We start from the raw sequence: 15,848 nt of genomic DNA, 5'->3' as shown, positions 1-15,848 counted from the left end.
CGTCTTGGACGGTGAACGACGTTTTCGGAGCGTGGATGTGACGAAGCACCAGACGTGGGTCGTGCGCGCCCTGCCGGTCGTGATCGCGGTGGTGGTCTGTGCGGTGCTCGTCGTCCTGCTCGACCCGGTCTCCAAGCCGGGAGGGCCGGCGCGCCCGGCAGTGCCGGGCCCCGTCGTGCCGACGTCCGTCTCGTCGGGACCCAACATCGTCGAGTTCCTCGTCGACGACATGCGCAGCGACGACCTGGCCTACATGCCCAACGTCCGTCGCCTCATCGGGGACAAGGGCATCTCGATGCAGAACATGTTCTCGTCCTACCCGCTCTGCTGCCCCGCTCGCGCGTCGTTCTTCTCCGGCCAGCTCCCGCACAACCACCATGTGTGGACCGTCAAGGCGCCGTACGCCTACAGCGCGTTCGACGACTCCTCGACCATCGCGACGTCGCTGCGCAAGGTCGGCTACCGGACCGGCCTCACCGGGAAGTACCTCAACGGCTACGGCGACATGAAGTCCAGCGGTGGCTGGCGGCTGCGCGCGAAGACCGTCGACGGTCGCACCAAGCTCGTCCGCACCTGGGTCACGACTCGGGCGAAATACTCCTCGGCCTACAAGATCCCGGACGGCTGGGACATCTGGAACGGCTTCTTGGACGCCACGAAGAGCACCCGCAACCTCCGCACCGGCGCCGCGGTCCACGGCGGCACCTACCACTTCTTCGACGTGGCCGAGTCGGACAACGGCAACCCGGTCAGCCGCCGGGGCGTCTACTCCTCCAAGGTCGTGGGCGACGACGCGGTCCGCATGATCAACACCTTCCACAAGTCGTCGCACCCGTTCTTCATCTCCGCGAACTTCCCGGCCCCCCACCACGGCAGCGGCAACGCGGCCGAGAAGCGGCGGGACGCGCGCGCCCACCTACAGGGGCTCGTGTCGACCGCCTCGCCGAAATGGACCTGGGGCCGCTTCGACAAGGTGATCACGAGAGCGCCCGGCGTCCTGCCCGGCGGCAAGACCGAGGCGGACGCGAACGGCGACGGACGCGACACCGCGGCCGACGTCCGGGACAAGCCGCGCAGATGGGGCAAGCTCCCGGCGCTCAGCAGGCCGATGCTCAAGGCCGTGCGCGCGACCGCGCGCCAGCGCGCGGAGTCGCTCCTCGCCACCGATGCGCAGATCGGCCGCGTGATCGCCCGGCTCAAGGCGACGGGGGAGTATGCCAACACCGTCATCGTCTTCTGGTCCGACAACGGCTACTTCCAGGGCGAGCACCACCGACCGGCCGGGAAGATCCTCGAGTACAACCCCGTCATCCGGGTTCCGCTCCTCATCACCGGTCCCGGGATGCGCCAGCGGGCGAACCGCTTCGACCCGGTCAACGTCGTCGACCTCACCGCCACGTTGCTCGACTTCGCCGGCGCGTCCCCGCCGCGGAAGGCCGACGGCGTCTCCTTCCGCCACGTGCTCCTGCACGGTGACCGCGGCTGGCGCAAGGGGGTCGCCTACGAGGAGGGCTGGTCGATGCCGGGCCCGGGCTCGGCGGCGCACCACGATGCCGACTTCCCGCTCATCAAGCACCCGGCCTCCTACATGAAGCACCGGCATGCGGGCGGCGCGGGCGTCATGGGGCAGGGCGTCAAGACCTCGCGCTACACCTACGTCCGCTTCGCGGACGGCAGCGAGGAGCTGTACGACGAGGCCCGGGACCCCCTTGAGATGGACAACGTGGCCGACAAGGCGTCGTACGCTCGGGTGAAGGCCACCCTGCGGGAGGTCGCCGAGCAGTTGATGCATTGCCGGGGCCGAGGCTGCCAGGTCGTCCTGCCGCGGAGCCTCCAGGCCTCCCCGGCGGCCAACCGGAAGGCCTCGAAGACGTGGTGGAGCACGGTCTACCGCACCTACGGCAACGCCGTACAGAAGGCCTACTGGCGCGGGCAGAAGGGCTACTGACCTCAAGCCCCGGACCACCCCATTTCGCTGGACCAGACCAGCGCCGGGCATCATGTGCGGATGCTTCGCGCGCTTCCTGCTCTCATCTGTGCCGTGGGGCTGGCGGCTCCGATGGTTCCCTCGGGCCCCGCCGAGGCGATGGTCGCGCCGGGGCCGGGCGGCGTCACGATCGCCGCGCCCGACCCGACGCTGCTGCCGAAGCCGCGCCCCAAGCCGAAGGTCGACCGGCCGCCCGCGCTGCCCAACCCGAGCAACCCGCTGGTGGGCGGCCCGTGGGGCGTCTACACCGGCAGCTCGGACGGCGTCTGGCCGGCGTACGCCCGGGCGCGCGGCGCTGACAAGGCGCTGCTCGCGAAGGTCGCGTTGCAGCCGCGGGTGCGCTGGCTCCACTCCGGGATCGGTGTCGGCGAGCTCGGCGCCAAGATCCGCAGCGAGATCGCGCAGGAGCAGGCCGGTGATCCCGACACGCTGGTCCAGTTCGCCTGGTTCCGGCTCTGGCCCCGCGGCGAGGGGCGCCGCAACCGCCCGCTGACCGGTGCGGAGCAGGCGGACTACCGGAACGCCGTCGACGCCGCCGCCGACGCGATCGGCGATGCGCGGGTGGCGATCGTCCTCGAGCCCGACCTGGCCCTCACCGCCCCGCCGATGCAGCGCGGCGCCATGGCCACGGCCGATCCCGGCGTACGCCAGGCGCTCGTCGCCTACGCCGCGAAGCGGTTCTCGGCGCTGCCCCGGACGGCGGTCTACCTCGACGCCGGCGACGCGGACTGGCTCTCGCCCGACAAGGCCCTCGCGGTGCTGGAGGCCAGTGGGGTCGAGTACGCCCGCGGCTTCGCCCTGGGCGCCACCCACTACTCCTCGGTCCCGATGAACGTGTCGTACGGCGCCGACCTGGTCGCGGCGCTCGACCGGGCCGGATACGCCGGCAAGCACTTCGTGATCGACACCGCGGACAACGGGCGGGCGTTCACCTATCCGGAGTACTACGCCAAGCACCCGCGCGGCGACTTCGACAACGCGGAGACCTGTGGGAGCAGCGGCGAGGAGCGGTGCGACACCCTCGGCCACGCCCCGACCTGGGACACCGACGTCGACGGGCTCGGGCTCAGCGACGAGCAGCGCCGGCAGGCGGCGGCGTACGTCGACGGCTATCTCTGGTTCGGCCGACCCTGGCTCATCGACCAGGCCGCGCCGTTCTCGCTGCAGCGCACGCTGCAGGTGGCGCGCTCGACGCCGTACGACCAGACCAATGTGACCGGCCGGTGAACGTCTCCCTAAGATGACCGCCATGTATCGCCGCGCCCAGATCCTCGTGATCGGGACCGCGGTGCTGGTCGGGGGGATGGCGATCATCCTGTCGCTGGTCTCCGGTCACCACCTCATCGATCCCGACGGCAGCTTCCTCGGCCCCTCCTGGCTGCGCCTTCCCCTGCTCCTCGGCCTGGCGATCCTGGTCGATCTCGTGCCTCGCACGCTGTGGCTCTCGAAGGGGAACCCGCGGCTGATGCCGGCGCTCTTCATGGGCCGGGTGCGCAGCCACTGGTCCAAGGAGCGGCTGACGCTCGTGGCGCTCGGTGTGATCTGCTTCTACATCGTCTACGTCGGCTACCGGAACCTGAAGTCGTTCCTGCCGTTCCTCATCCACACCAAGTACGACCACGAGCTCGACCTCATCGACAGCGCCGTGCTCTTCGGCCACCACCCGGTGATGCTGCTCGAGCACATCTTCGGCACCGGCGTCGGGGCCTACTTCCTCTCCTACGTCTACATGTGGTTCCTGCCGCTCGTGCCGATCGCGGTGACGATCTGGATCGTCTGGTCGCGCAACCTCGCCTACGGCTACTGGTTCGTGGGCGCGCAGTGCATCGCCTGGACGCTCGGCACGATCTCCTACTACTGCCTGCCCACCCTCGGCCCGGGGCTCGCCTACTCCTACCGCTACGCCGACCAGCCGGACACCCCGGCGCGCCAGTTGATGGATGCCCTGGTCAACGGTCGGCAGAAGGTGCTGTGGGGCCACGTCTTCGACTCGGTGCAGTCGGTGGGCGGCTTCGCCAGCCTGCATGTCGGCATCACGATGCTGACGGCGCTGATGGTGCAGTACACCGTGAAGAGTCGCTTCGCCCGGATCTTCTTCTGGGTGAACTGCGGGTTCACGGCGGTCGCGACGCTCTACTTCGGCTGGCACAACATCGCCGACGACGTCGGCGGCATGATGATCGCGCTGGTCTCCTTCTATGTCGCCGGGCTCGCGGCGGGGCAGCGCTTCGAACGCAAGGGCGTGCGCGACCTCACCGCGGAGTCCCAGCAGATCCAGGCACGCGAGGCGGAGGCCGTGCGCGAGCACGCCTGAACCGACGTGCCCGACCAAAATTACATCGATGTGATTGTCAACGCGACACGCCGGTGACAGATGTGAAATCTGCGCTTTTTGTTGCTTTCTGTGACTGATGCGCTCTAGCGTCGGGTCCCGTGCGCTCCTCTGTCCCGGCCGTCCTGCTCGCCGTCAGCCTGCTCTCCGGGCTCACCGCCACCGACCTCGCGCACGCTGAGGACCCGGGCGACCACGGCACGGTCCCGTCGAAGAAGGACGTCGACAATGCCCGGAGGGCCGTGGCCGACAAGGCCACCGATGTCGCCGGCGTACGTCGCGCGATGGCCGCCGCCCAGGCGCGACTCGAAACCGCGAGCATCGCCGCGGAGCAGGCGGCCGAGGCCTACAACGGGGCGCGCTGGCGGGCCGAGCGCGCCCGGGCCGAGGCCCGCGCCGCTCGACGCGTCCAGCGCTCTGCGACCGCCGACCTCGAGAAGCAGCGCCAGGCGTACGCCGGCAGCCTGGTCTCGGGCTACTCCTCCGGGCAGGGGCTCTCGGCGGTCGCCGGCCTCGTCCAGCCGGGCGGGATCGACGAGGTGCAGCGGCGCAGCTCGACCGTCGCGTCGGCGCAGAGCGCCCTCGACGCGAAGTTCCAGCGCTACCAGGCCTCGAAGACACTCGCCGACGTCGCCGAGGACCAGGCGAGCGCCGCGGAGAAGAAGGCCGTCGCCGCGGAGAGGACCGCGCGGTCGAAACGGGAGGCCGCTCGGCAGGCGGCGAACGCCGCCGCGGCCCAGGCCCGGTCGGTGGCGGCCGAGAGGACCCGGTTGCTCCGCCAGCTCGCCCACCTCCAGCACATCAGCGTCGCGCTCGCCACCCGGCGCCAGGACGCGCTCGAGGAGCAGCGCCAGGAGAAGGCCGAGGCAGCGGCGGCCGCGGCGGCGCAGGCCGCCGCGCAGAAGGCGGCCCATGAGGCTGCCCAGAAGTCGGGCCAGAAATCGGGCCAGAAGTCGGCTCAGCAGTCGGGCCAGCAGGCGGGGCAGCAGCATCACACGACCGCGCCGGACCACGACGCCGGCGACGCCGCATCGTCGTCGGGTCAGGCTCCTGCGGCCCCGCCTGCTGACGACGCCGGTGCCCCGGCGCCGACACCGCCGGCGTCGGCCCCGGCCCCCTCGGGCGGCGTGGGCGCGGCGATCGCCTTCGCACGACAGCAGATCGGTGAGCCCTACGTCTGGGGCGCCGCAGGCCCGGACTCGTGGGACTGCTCCGGTCTGACGATGCGGGCGTGGGAGGCCGGCGGCATCGCGCTGCCCCACTACTCGGTGGCGCAGTACGAGGAGTCGACGCCGATCTCGCCCGCCGACCTTCGCCCGGGCGACCTGCTCTTCTGGGGGACCTCGAACAGCCCGAGCTCCATCCACCACGTGGCGCTCTACGTCGGCGACGGGCAGATGATCGAGGCGCCGCGGACCGGCGTACCCGTGCGGGAGATCTCGATGTACGCCTGGGAGGCGCCGAACTTCTACGCCCGTCCGTGACCGGCGAGGCCGCTGATGGCACCCGCTCGACGGCCGGGAAACCCTAGGCTGGCGCCGTGACCGACATCGACGTGGCACGGCTGACGGCTCTTCTCGACGGTGACTACGCGGAGGTGAGGGCCAAGGTCCGCGCCGCGGTCGCCGACCACGCGCCACTCCTCGACGAGGTCGAGGAGCTGCCCAGGGAGGGCTACCGCGAGCGCGTGCGCGAGACGCTTCTCGAGATGGCCCGGACGGGCCTCACCGGGCTCGGCTTCCCGACGGAGTACGGCGGCGCCGGCGACGTGGGTGCGTCGATCGCGGCCTTCGAGGCGCTGGCGTACGGCGACCTGTCGGTCCTCGTGAAGAGCGGCGTGCAGTTCGGTCTCTTCGGCGGGGCGATCCTGCAGCTCGGCACGGCGCCCCACCATGAGACCTATCTCGCCGACGTGGTCGCGGGCCGGCTGCTCGGCTGCTTCGCGATGACCGAGCACGGCCACGGCTCCAACGTCGCCGCGCTCGGTACGGTGGCGACCTACGACGCCGCGACGCAGGAGTTCGTGATCCGCACCGGCGCCGCGGACGCCTTCAAGGACTACATCGGGAACGCCGCCGCCCACGGGGAGCTCGCGGTCGTGTTCGCCCAGCTGGTCGTCGGCGGCGAGGAGCGGGGCGTGCACGCCTTCCTCGTGCCGATCCGGGTCGAGGGGCTGCCGGCCGCCGGCGTACGCATCGCTGACGACGGGCCCAAGATGGGCCTCAACGGCGTCGACAACGGTCGGCTGTGGTTCGACGACGTGCGGGTGCCGAGGACCGCGTTGCTCAACCGGTTCGCCGACGTGACGCCCGAGGGCGAGTACGTCAGCGACATCGAGAATCCCAGCCGGCGCTTCTTCACCATGCTCGGGACGCTCGTGCAGGGCCGGGTCAGCGTGGGCGGCGCCGCGATCGCCGCATCCGAGGTCGCGCTCACCATCGCGATCCGCTACGCGCTCCGGCGGCGGCAGTTCGAGGCCACCAGCGACACCGAGGAGGAGCTGCTCCTCGACTACGGCCAGCACCAGCGTCGTCTGCTGCCGCTGCTCGCCCGAACCTATGCGCTCCATCTCGCGCAACAGGTCGTGCGCCATGACCTGCACCAGGTGTTCAGCGGTGCGGTGACCGACGAGAAGAGCCGGCGCCAGCTGGAGTCGCGAGCCGCCGGCACCAAGGCGCTCGGGACCTGGCACGCGACCCGCGCGATCCAGGAGTGCCGTGAGGCCTGCGGTGGCGCCGGGTTCATGGCCGCCAACCGGTTCGCCGCGCTCAAGGCGGACACCGACGTGTTCACGACCTTCGAGGGCGACAACACGGTGCTCCTCCAGCTGGTGGCCAAGGGCCTCCTCACCGACTACGCCGGCGAGTTCGAGGAGATGGACCAGCTCGACATCATTCGTTTCATCGGGGAGACCGCCGTCGAGACGATCCTCGAGAAGACCTCCGTGCACACGCTGCTCGAGCGGGTCCGCGACGCGATCCCGACCGCCGGCGAGGACGAGCCGGACATCCGGGAGGCGGACTACCACCTGGCGATGCTCCGCTTCCGCGAGGAGCACATGCTCGCCGGCGCCGCCCGCCGGCTCAAGAGAGGCGTCGACAAGGGTCTCAACCCGGGCAGTGTCTTCTCCCGCGTCCAGGACCACGTCATCGCCACCGCCCGCGCGCACGTCGAGCGGCTCGTCCTCGAAGCGTTCGTCGAGAAGGTCCGGTCGCTGCCGGACGGGGCCGAGCGCGACGTCCTCGAGCTGCTCTGTGACCTGCATGCGCTGTCCACCATCGAGGCGGACCGGGCGTGGTTCATCGAGCACGGCCGGCTCTCGGTCCAGCGATCCAAGGCCATCACCGCGGAGGTCAACCGGCTCTGCCGGCGGGTCCGGCCGCACGCCCGCGCGCTCGTCGACGCCTTCGCCATCCCCGAGGAGCTGCTCCGGGCGCGGGACCTGCTGGGCGCGGGCTGACCGCCGCGCCCGGGCGCGGGCAATCTCCCGCCATGGCGCCGCGAGGCGGCCCAGGGGAGGTTCAGCGCTCCGGGCCCCGCACCGCGGCGGCCTGGTGGGGAAATGGCACAGGGGCCGCCCCACGACGTGGGACGGCCCCTGGCGAGAGACTCAGTGCTCGGAGGCCTTCCAGCGCTCGATGGAGGCCTCGATCTCGGCGATGGCGGCGGACTTGTCGGCCCAGTCGGAGCCCTGGACCTCCTTGCCGGGCTCGAGGTCCTTGTAGCGCTCGAAGAAGTGCTTGATCTCGTCGAGGTCCCAGTTGGAGACGTCCTCGATGTCCTGGAAGGCGTCGAAGCGCGGGTCGACGGGGACGCAGAGGACCTTGTCGTCGCCGCCCTTCTCGTCGACCATGCGGTACATCCCGATCGGCCGGCACTTGATCAGGCAGCCGGGGAAGACGGGGTAGGGCAGGATCACGAGCGCGTCGAGCGGGTCGCCGTCCTGGCCGAGGGTGTCCTCGATGTAGCCGTAGTCCGCCGGGTAGGCCATCGAGGTGAAGAGCGTGCGGTCGAGACGGAGCTTGCCGGTCTCGTGGTCGACCTCGTACTTGTTGCGCGACCCCTTCGGGATCTCCACCAGGACGTCGAACTCCAGCACCACTTCAAGCCTCCGCGGGAAACATCGGGAGGGCGGCACCGCACCGCCCGTCAGTGTGATCTGCGGGCCAGTGTCCACCACAATGGCGGCTGCCCACGTATCGAGGAGGATAACGGTGACCCGACGCAAGCCCCGCCGACGGTGGCCGTTCGTGCTGCTCACGATCTTCGTGGTCCTGGTGGTGGCGGCGGGCGGTGCGGCGTACGCGCTCGGGTGGGCGGGCCGCTGGCTCGGCACCGACAAGCCTGCGACACCGCCGATGCCGGCGCTGTCCATGCGCCCGGTCACCGCGGCGACCGGGCAGGTCGCGGCGCCGGCGACGACGGGGAGGCTGAAGCCGGCCGCCGTACGCCGGGCCCTGGCGGGCCTGCTGGGCGACGCCGCCCTCGGGCGTCATGTGCTGGCCGAGGTCTCGCCGCTCTCCGGCGCGCCGGTGCTGGCGAAGGGGAGCGGGGCTGCGACCCCGGCGTCGGTCACGAAGCTGCTCACCACGACGGCTGCGCTGTCGAGTCTCGGTGCTCAGCACCGCTTCACCACGACCGTCACCCGGGCCGGGGGGCGGATCACCCTCGTCGGCGGTGGGGACCCGCTGCTCTCCAGCGACGACCTCGACGAGCTCGCCGCGCACACCGCGACCGCGCTGCGGAAGGCCGGGGTCTCGCGCGTCCGGCTGGCGTACGACGCCGGCCTCTTCGTCGGTCCCTCGATCGACCCGCACTGGCCGCAGACCTACATCCCGGAGGAGGTCGTCGCGCCCATCAGCGCGCTGACCGTGGACGAGGCCCACACCCCCGGTCCGGACGGCCAGCTCGGCACCGCCGACGACGGTCGTGAGCTGCGCCCGGCGGACGAGGCGGCGCGTGCGTTCGCGGCCGATCTCCGCAAGGCCGGCGTCACCGTGGCCGGCACGCCGGCCAAGGGGGCGACGCGGGGTGACGAGATCGCGAGCGTCGAGGGCCGTACGGTCGCCGAGATCGTCGAGCACACCCTTCAGCTCAGCGACAACGAGGCCGCGGAGATCCTGCTGCGCCACGTCGGCGAGAAGGCCGGGGACGCCTCGTTCGCCGGGGGCGTCCGCGCGGTGGAGCGGACGCTGACCGGCCTCGGCGTCGACGCCTCCGGCCTCACCATGTACGACGGCAGCGGGCTCTCCCGTGAGGACCGGCTGACCCCCGCCGCGCTCACCGGCGTCCTCCAGCTCGCCGCCTCGTCGCACCACCCGGAGCTGAGCGCGGTGCTGTCCGGGCTGCCCGTCGCAGGGTTCAGCGGCTCGCTCGCCGACCGGTTCGAGGGCGACGCGACACATGGGCGCGGCCTCGTCCGGGCGAAGACCGGGACGCTCACCGGCGTCAGTGCCCTCGCTGGTCTGGTGACCGACCAGCGCGGCACCCCGATGGTCGTGGTCGTCATGGCCGACCGGATCGCGCCCACCGACACGCTCGACGCGCGGGCCGCGCTCGACGACGCGCTCGCGGCGCTCGCCACCTGCGCCTGCTCCTGACCCGGCGGGTGGCGCTCCCGTCAGGCCGGGTCGGCTAACGTCGCGGCATGAGCGAGCGCCAGCGAGCGACCATCGAGCATCTCATGCGGCCGCGTCCGTATTCTGTCGTTCTCCTGACGGAGGGGGCCGCATGAGTCCTGAGAGCAAGCACCGCGGTGACGGCCTGGCGGCGTCGATGGTGGACTGGGACCTCGCCGTACGCCTCGGGGCGAAGATCGCCGGTGACGGCCCGCAGACCGGCCGCGACGAGGCGGCCGCCGTGGTGGCGGAGCTGCGGACGGATGCCGCGACCGCGACCGGCTACGTCAAGGAGTTCACCGGCCTGGACGCGCCGGCCGACACCGCCCCGGTGCTCGTCGTCGACCGGCGCGGCTGGATCCAGGCCAACGCCGACGCCTTCGCCGCCGTCCTCTCGCCGGTCGTCGAGCGGCTGACGAAGAAGCGCGAGCCCGGCACCTTCGCCAAGGCGATCGGGTCGCGGGTGACCGGTGTCGAGGTGGGCGGCCTGCTCGGCTTCCTCTCGACGAAGGTGCTCGGCCAGTTCGACCCGTTCTTCGACCCGAGCGGCCGCCTGCTGCTGGTCGCCCCCAACGTCGTGCACGTGGAGCGCGAGCTCGACGTGGACCCGACCGACTTCCGGCTCTGGGTCTGCCTCCACGAGGAGACCCACCGTGTGCAGTTCACCGCCAGCCCGTGGATGCGCGACCACCTGCTCGCCCAGATGACCGATCTCGCCGCCACGATGGATCTCACCAGTCTGCTCGAGGACGGGGTCCAGCGCCTCGTCGACGCGGTCAAGGGCGAGGGTGACCTGCTCAGCGCGGTGACGAGCCCGGAGCAGCGCGAGATCCTCGATCGCGTCACCGGGGTCATGTCGCTCCTCGAGGGCCACGCCGACGTCGTGATGGACGGTGTCGGGCCGGCGGTCATCCCGTCGGTCGCGACGATCCGGGCGAAGTTCAACGAGCGCCGCAAGGGTGTCGGCGCGCTCGACCGGATCCTGCGCCGGCTCATGGGCCTCGACGCCAAGATGGCGCAGTACCGCGACGGCGCCACCTTCGTCCGCGCGGTCGTCGACAAGGTCGGGATGGCCGAGTTCAACGCCGTCTTCGCCGGGGCCGACAACCTGCCCTCCAAGGCGGAGATCGGCGACCCGCACGCCTGGGTCAAGCGCGTCCTCTGACGTGGGTCTCCATCCCGCCGTCGCCGCCGTACGCCGCCCCGTGCGGGCCGCCCTCGGCGAGCTCCCCGAACGGCCAGCGCCCGGTCCGCGGCCGGGGACGAACGTCGTGGTGGCCTGCAGCGGGGGAGCGGACAGCCTCGCGTTGCTCTCGGCGGCGGTCTTCGAGGGGCACAAGCTCGGGCTGCGGATCGTCGGTGCGACGGTCGACCATGGACTGCAGGAGGGCAGCGACGTCCACGCCCAGCATGTCGTGCAGCAGATGGCCGCCCTCGGCGTCGACGAGACCGTCGGGGTCCGGGTGAAGGTCGAGGGTGGCGGGCTCGGGCCCGAGGCGGCGGCGCGGCAGGCGCGGTACGCGGTGCTCGACCAGGTCGCCGAGCGCGTCGACGCCCCGGTGGTCCTGCTCGGCCACACCCGGGACGACCAGGCCGAGACCGTGCTCCTCGGCCTCACCCGTGGCTCGGGCGGGAGGAGCCTGGCCGGCATGAGGCGCGGCTTCGACCGCTACCGCCGGCCGCTCCTCGACGTCTCTCGCACCGACACCGAGACCGCCTGCCGGGTCGAGGGCATCGAGTTCTGGACCGACCCCCACAACAGCGACTTCTCCTACACCCGCGCCCGCATCCGCCACCGGGTCATGCCGCTGCTGGAGGAGGACCTCGGGCCGGGGGTCGCCGCCACCCTCGCCCGCACCGCCGACCAGCTCCGGGAGGACATGGAGTTCCTCGACGACGTCGCGTCGTCGACGTACCACCGCCTGACCGGCGCGTACGGCGCCGCCACGCTGCCGGTCGCCGAGCTGGCGTCCCTGCCGTCCGCCGTACGCCGCCGGGTGCTGCGCCTGGCCGCGTTGGCCGCCGGTTGCCCGGCCGCCGAGCTGTTCCGGGAGCACGTGCTGGCGCTCGACGCCCTCGTCACGGCGTGGCGCGGCCAGCGCTGGATCGACCTGCCGGGCCACCGGCGCGCGCGCCGCCGGGACCAGATGATCCACCTCGAGGCGGCGCCGACCGGCCCGCACGGTTAGGGTGACGGCATGGATTCGGCGCACGTCCAGGACGACTTGGTCAAGGTCCTCTTCACCGAGGAACAGATCCACGAGAAGGTGCGCGAGCTCGCCCAGCGCATCGAGCAGGACTATGAGGGCAAGAACCTGCTGATCGTCGGCATCCTCAAGGGCGCCGTCATGGTCATGGCCGACCTCGCCCGGGCGTTCAACCGCCACGTCGAGATGGACTGGATGGCGGTGACCTCCTACGGCTCCGGCACCAAGTCCAGCGGTGTCGTGCGGATCCTCAAGGACCTCGACACCGATGTCAGCGGCAAGCACGTCCTCGTGGTCGACGAGATCATCGACACCGGTCTCACGCTGTCGTGGCTGACCTCCAACCTCTGCTCGCGGGGACCGGCGAGCGTCGAGATCGCGACGCTGCTGCGCAAGCCCGACGCGCAGCAGATGCCGGTCGAGGTGAAGTACGTCGGCTGGGACATCCCCGATGAGTTCGTGGTGGGCTACGGGCTGGACTACAACGAGTCCTACCGCAACCTGCGCGACATCGGCACCCTCGCGCCGCACGTCTACTCCTGAGGGTCCGGACCGTCCGGGGAGTGCGCCTGTTCTCGTGAGATTGGGTACGTCCTGGGACAATAGGCGTTGCTGAGACGTTGTACCGTCGTCAGTCCCCTTCAGTAGATGGTCGGAAGAAGCCTGTGAAGCGCATTGTCAAGGGTCCATGGCTGTGGATCGTCCTCGCGGTCATCGCCGTGCTCCTCGGTCTGCAGTACCTCGCCCCGCATGGGGGTGGAGAAGAGATCTCCACCGGCCAGCTGGTGCAGTACCTGCAGAAGAACGAGGTCAAGGAGATCACGTTCGTCGACGGTGACCAGCAGATCAAGGCGACCGTCGAGGTCAAGGGCGCCGAGAAGAAGGTCAACACCCACTGGGTGGACGGTGATCAGGAGACCCTGATCAAGATGGCGCGCCAGCACGTCGCCGACCCGACCAAGATCAACTCCGACAAGGCGCAGCCCTCCGTGCTGGGCTCGATCATCAGCTTCCTGCTGCCGTTCGTGCTGATCATCGTGCTCTTCCTCTTCCTGATGAACTCCGTCCAGGGCGGCGGCGGACGCGGCGTGATGCAGTTCGCCAAGTCGAAGGCGAAGCTGATCTCGAAGGACATGCCGAAGACGACGTTCGCCGACGTCGCGGGCGTCGACGAGGCGGTCGAGGAGCTCCAGGAGATCAAGGAGTTCCTCCAGGAGCCGGCGAAGTTCCAGGCCGTCGGTGCGAAGATCCCCAAGGGCGTGCTGCTCTACGGCCAGCCGGGCACCGGCAAGACCCTCCTCGCGCGCGCCGTCGCCGGTGAGGCGGGTGTGCCGTTCTACTCCATCTCCGGCTCCGACTTCGTCGAGATGTTCGTCGGCGTGGGTGCCTCCCGCGTTCGTGACCTGTTCGAGCAGGCCAAGGAGAACGCGCCCGCGATCGTCTTCATCGACGAGATCGACGCCGTCGGCCGCCACCGCGGCGCCGGCATGGGCGGCGGCCACGACGAGCGTGAGCAGACGCTGAACCAGCTGCTCGTGGAGATGGACGGCTTCGACGTCCGCGGTGGCGTCATCCTCATCGCCGCGACCAACCGACCCGACGTCCTCGACCCGGCGCTGCTTCGCCCCGGCCGCTTCGACCGCCAGATCCAGGTGGACGCGCCCGACCTCACCGGGCGGCTCCACATCCTGCAGGTCCACTCACGGGGCAAGCCGCTGGCCGCCGACATCGATCTGATGAACGTCGCCCGGCGTACGCCCGGCTTCTCCGGCGCCGACCTGGCGAACGTGCTCAACGAGGCCGCGCTGCTCACCGCGCGCAGCAACGAGAAGCTGATCACCAACCGGAACCTCGACGAGGCCATCGACCGCGTGATCGCCGGTCCGCAGAAGCGCACCCGCCTGATGAGCGAGAAGGAGAAGCTCATCACGGCCTACCACGAGGGTGGCCACGCCCTCGTCGCCGCCGCGCTGCCGCACAACGACCCGGTCCACAAGATCACGATCCTCCCGCGCGGGCGCGCCCTGGGTTACACCATGGTGATGCCCGACGAGGACAAGTACTCCCAGGCTCGCTCCGAGCTGCTCGACAAGCTCGCCTACATGCTCGGCGGCCGGGCCGCGGAGGAGATGGTCTTCCACGACCCGACGACGGGCGCCGGCAACGACATCGAGAAGGCGACCAACCTGGCCCGGGCGATGGTCACGCAGTTCGGCATGACCGAGAAGCTCGGTGCCATCAAGCTGGGCGAGTCCAACTCCGAGCCCTTCCTGGGCCGCGACCTCGGCCACTCCCGCAACTACTCCGAGGACGTCGCCGCGATCGTCGACGAGGAGACCAAGAAGCTCCTCGCCAACGCCCACCAGGAGGCGTTCGACATCCTCGAGGAGAACCGCGACGTGCTCGACTCGCTGGTTCTCGCGCTGGTGGAGAAGGAGACGCTCAGCAAGGAGGAGATCGCCAAGATCTTCGAGCCGCTGCACCGTCGTCCGCAGCGGCCCGCATGGACCGGCTCCGAGACCCGCCGGCCCTCCGACCGCCCGGCGGTCGAGATCCCGCAGTGGATCATCGACCGCGACAAGGCGGCCTCGAAGGCACCCACCAACGGCCAGAACGGCCAGAACGGTGGCGGCATCCTGACGCCGCCGGGCTCGGGTGGCGACGTCCACGACCCCGGGGTCGCCGGTGCTCCGGGCTCGCCCGGTCCGTCCGCACCTCCCACCCCGCCGCACCCGGGTGCGTGAGCGCGCCGTGACCTCCCGCACGAGCGACGACACGACCCAGACCCCGCAGACACGTCCGGAGACCGAGATCGACACCGACATCGCGCAGACCGCCGACGAGGTCGGGCCCGTCCACGTGCCCGAGCGCGCGCCGGCCGACGTGCCGGCCTTCGACCAGGAGCGCGCCGAGGCGGCCGTCCGAGAGCTGCTCTATGCGATCGGTGAGGATCCCGACCGCGAAGGACTCCTGGACACCCCGGCGCGCGTCGCGCGTGCCTATGCCGAGCTGACCATCGGCCTGCGTCAGCAGCCCGAGGACGTCCTCACGACGACCTTCGACCTCGGCCACGACGAGATGGTGCTCGTCCGCGACATCGAGCTGTGGTCGATGTGCGAGCACCACCTGGTGCCGTTCACCGGGGTGGCCCACGTCGGCTACATCCCGGCAGCGACCGGCAAGATCACCGGTCTGTCCAAGCTCGCCCGGCTGGTCGACGTCTATGCCAAGCGACCGCAGGTCCAGGAGCGGTTGACGACCCAGGTCGCAGATGCGCTCATGGAGATCCTCGAGGCCCGCGGGGTGATCGTCGTGATCGAGGCCGAACACCTCTGCATGACCATGCGCGGCGTTCGCAAGGCCGGCGCGCGCACCATCACCTCGGCCGTGCGCGGCACCATGCGCTCCAACGCCACGACCCGCGCCGAGGCGATGGCGCTCATCCGCGGCGGCACGCGGTAGGCGCGGGTCGGGTTCGTGTCATCCATCGGCCCAAAGTGTCACCGTGACACTTTGGGCCGTCGGTGATAGTTCCGAACTGTCTCCCGAACCGCCAACTATCACGGTGACACTTGGGCGGGCGCGCTGCCCCGACGGGCGGGCCTGGCCCTGGCCCCGGCCCCCGGGGCTCCGGCTCGTGCTCGGGGCGGGCCGCCGTGGGCATCGTGCCGCCGGCGTACGTCTGCGTTCAGCTCTCCCGTCTG

12 protein-coding genes are annotated in these 15,848 nt (G+C 70.9%); 11 read left to right on the top strand and 1 reads right to left on the bottom strand.

Going from position 1 to position 15,848, the window contains the following annotated elements; genetic code table 11:
• Positions 1–37 precede the first annotated feature (37 nt).
• The 5 genes from AB3X52_RS01595 (at position 38) to AB3X52_RS01575 (ending at position 7,779) form a co-directional block, all read left to right on the top strand.
• Entirely contained in the window at positions 38–1,948 is a 1,911-nt protein-coding gene (locus AB3X52_RS01595) for a sulfatase-like hydrolase/transferase (protein WP_367990945.1), read from the top strand.
• 60 nt (positions 1,949–2,008) lie between these two features.
• Positions 2,009–3,214 (top strand): glycoside hydrolase family 6 protein, encoded by a 1,206-nt coding sequence (locus AB3X52_RS01590; protein ID WP_367990944.1) that lies wholly within the window; start codon positions 2,009–2,011, stop codon positions 3,212–3,214.
• 22 nt (positions 3,215–3,236) lie between these two features.
• Positions 3,237–4,301 carry a phosphatase PAP2 family protein gene (locus tag AB3X52_RS01585; protein ID WP_367990943.1) on the top strand — a complete coding sequence of 355 codons (1,065 nt, stop codon included), beginning with the start codon at positions 3,237–3,239 and terminating at the stop codon, positions 4,299–4,301.
• A 119-nt stretch (positions 4,302–4,420) separates the two neighbouring features.
• Positions 4,421–5,803 carry a C40 family peptidase gene (locus AB3X52_RS01580; RefSeq protein WP_367990942.1) on the top strand — a complete coding sequence of 461 codons (1,383 nt, stop codon included), beginning with the start codon at positions 4,421–4,423 and terminating at the stop codon, positions 5,801–5,803.
• Positions 5,804–5,859: 56 nt separating this feature from the next.
• Complete coding sequence (locus AB3X52_RS01575; RefSeq protein ID WP_367990941.1) at positions 5,860–7,779, top strand: acyl-CoA dehydrogenase family protein; 1,920 nt, start codon at positions 5,860–5,862, stop codon at positions 7,777–7,779.
• 150 nt (positions 7,780–7,929) lie between these two features.
• Here AB3X52_RS01575 and AB3X52_RS01570 read toward each other — a convergent pair whose 3' ends face one another.
• Positions 7,930–8,415, bottom strand: a complete 486-nt coding sequence (locus AB3X52_RS01570; protein WP_367991030.1) for an inorganic diphosphatase — start codon at positions 8,413–8,415, stop codon at positions 7,930–7,932.
• Between the two features lie 118 nt (positions 8,416–8,533).
• Between AB3X52_RS01570 and dacB the strand changes: the two genes are divergently transcribed.
• The 6 genes from dacB (at position 8,534) to folE (ending at position 15,606) form a co-directional block, all read left to right on the top strand.
• Entirely contained in the window at positions 8,534–9,919 is a 1,386-nt protein-coding gene (gene dacB, locus AB3X52_RS01565) for a D-alanyl-D-alanine carboxypeptidase/D-alanyl-D-alanine endopeptidase (RefSeq protein WP_367990940.1), read from the top strand.
• 130 nt (positions 9,920–10,049) lie between these two features.
• Entirely contained in the window at positions 10,050–11,102 is a 1,053-nt protein-coding gene (locus AB3X52_RS01560; protein ID WP_367990939.1) for a zinc-dependent metalloprotease, read from the top strand.
• A gap of 1 nt (position 11,103) precedes the next feature.
• The gene (gene tilS / locus AB3X52_RS01555; RefSeq protein ID WP_367990938.1) at positions 11,104–12,126 is read left to right on the top strand and encodes a tRNA lysidine(34) synthetase TilS; all 1,023 of its coding nucleotides are present in this window, start codon (positions 11,104–11,106) and stop codon (positions 12,124–12,126) included.
• A gap of 9 nt (positions 12,127–12,135) precedes the next feature.
• Complete coding sequence (gene hpt, locus AB3X52_RS01550; RefSeq protein WP_367990937.1) at positions 12,136–12,687, top strand: hypoxanthine phosphoribosyltransferase; 552 nt, start codon at positions 12,136–12,138, stop codon at positions 12,685–12,687.
• A gap of 122 nt (positions 12,688–12,809) precedes the next feature.
• Entirely contained in the window at positions 12,810–14,888 is a 2,079-nt protein-coding gene (gene ftsH / locus AB3X52_RS01545) for an ATP-dependent zinc metalloprotease FtsH (protein ID WP_367990936.1), read from the top strand.
• 139 nt (positions 14,889–15,027) lie between these two features.
• Positions 15,028–15,606, top strand: coding sequence for a GTP cyclohydrolase I FolE (gene folE / locus AB3X52_RS01540; RefSeq protein WP_437440525.1), 579 nt, complete (start codon positions 15,028–15,030; stop codon positions 15,604–15,606).
• Positions 15,607–15,848 lie beyond the last annotated feature (242 nt).

It is taken from the genome of Nocardioides eburneus (assembly GCF_040838215.1).
GTDB lineage: Bacteria > Actinomycetota > Actinomycetes > Propionibacteriales > Nocardioidaceae > Nocardioides > Nocardioides eburneus.
The sequence above is the reverse complement of the archived record's forward strand: the minus strand, read 5'-3'. Positions and strand labels throughout refer to the sequence as shown.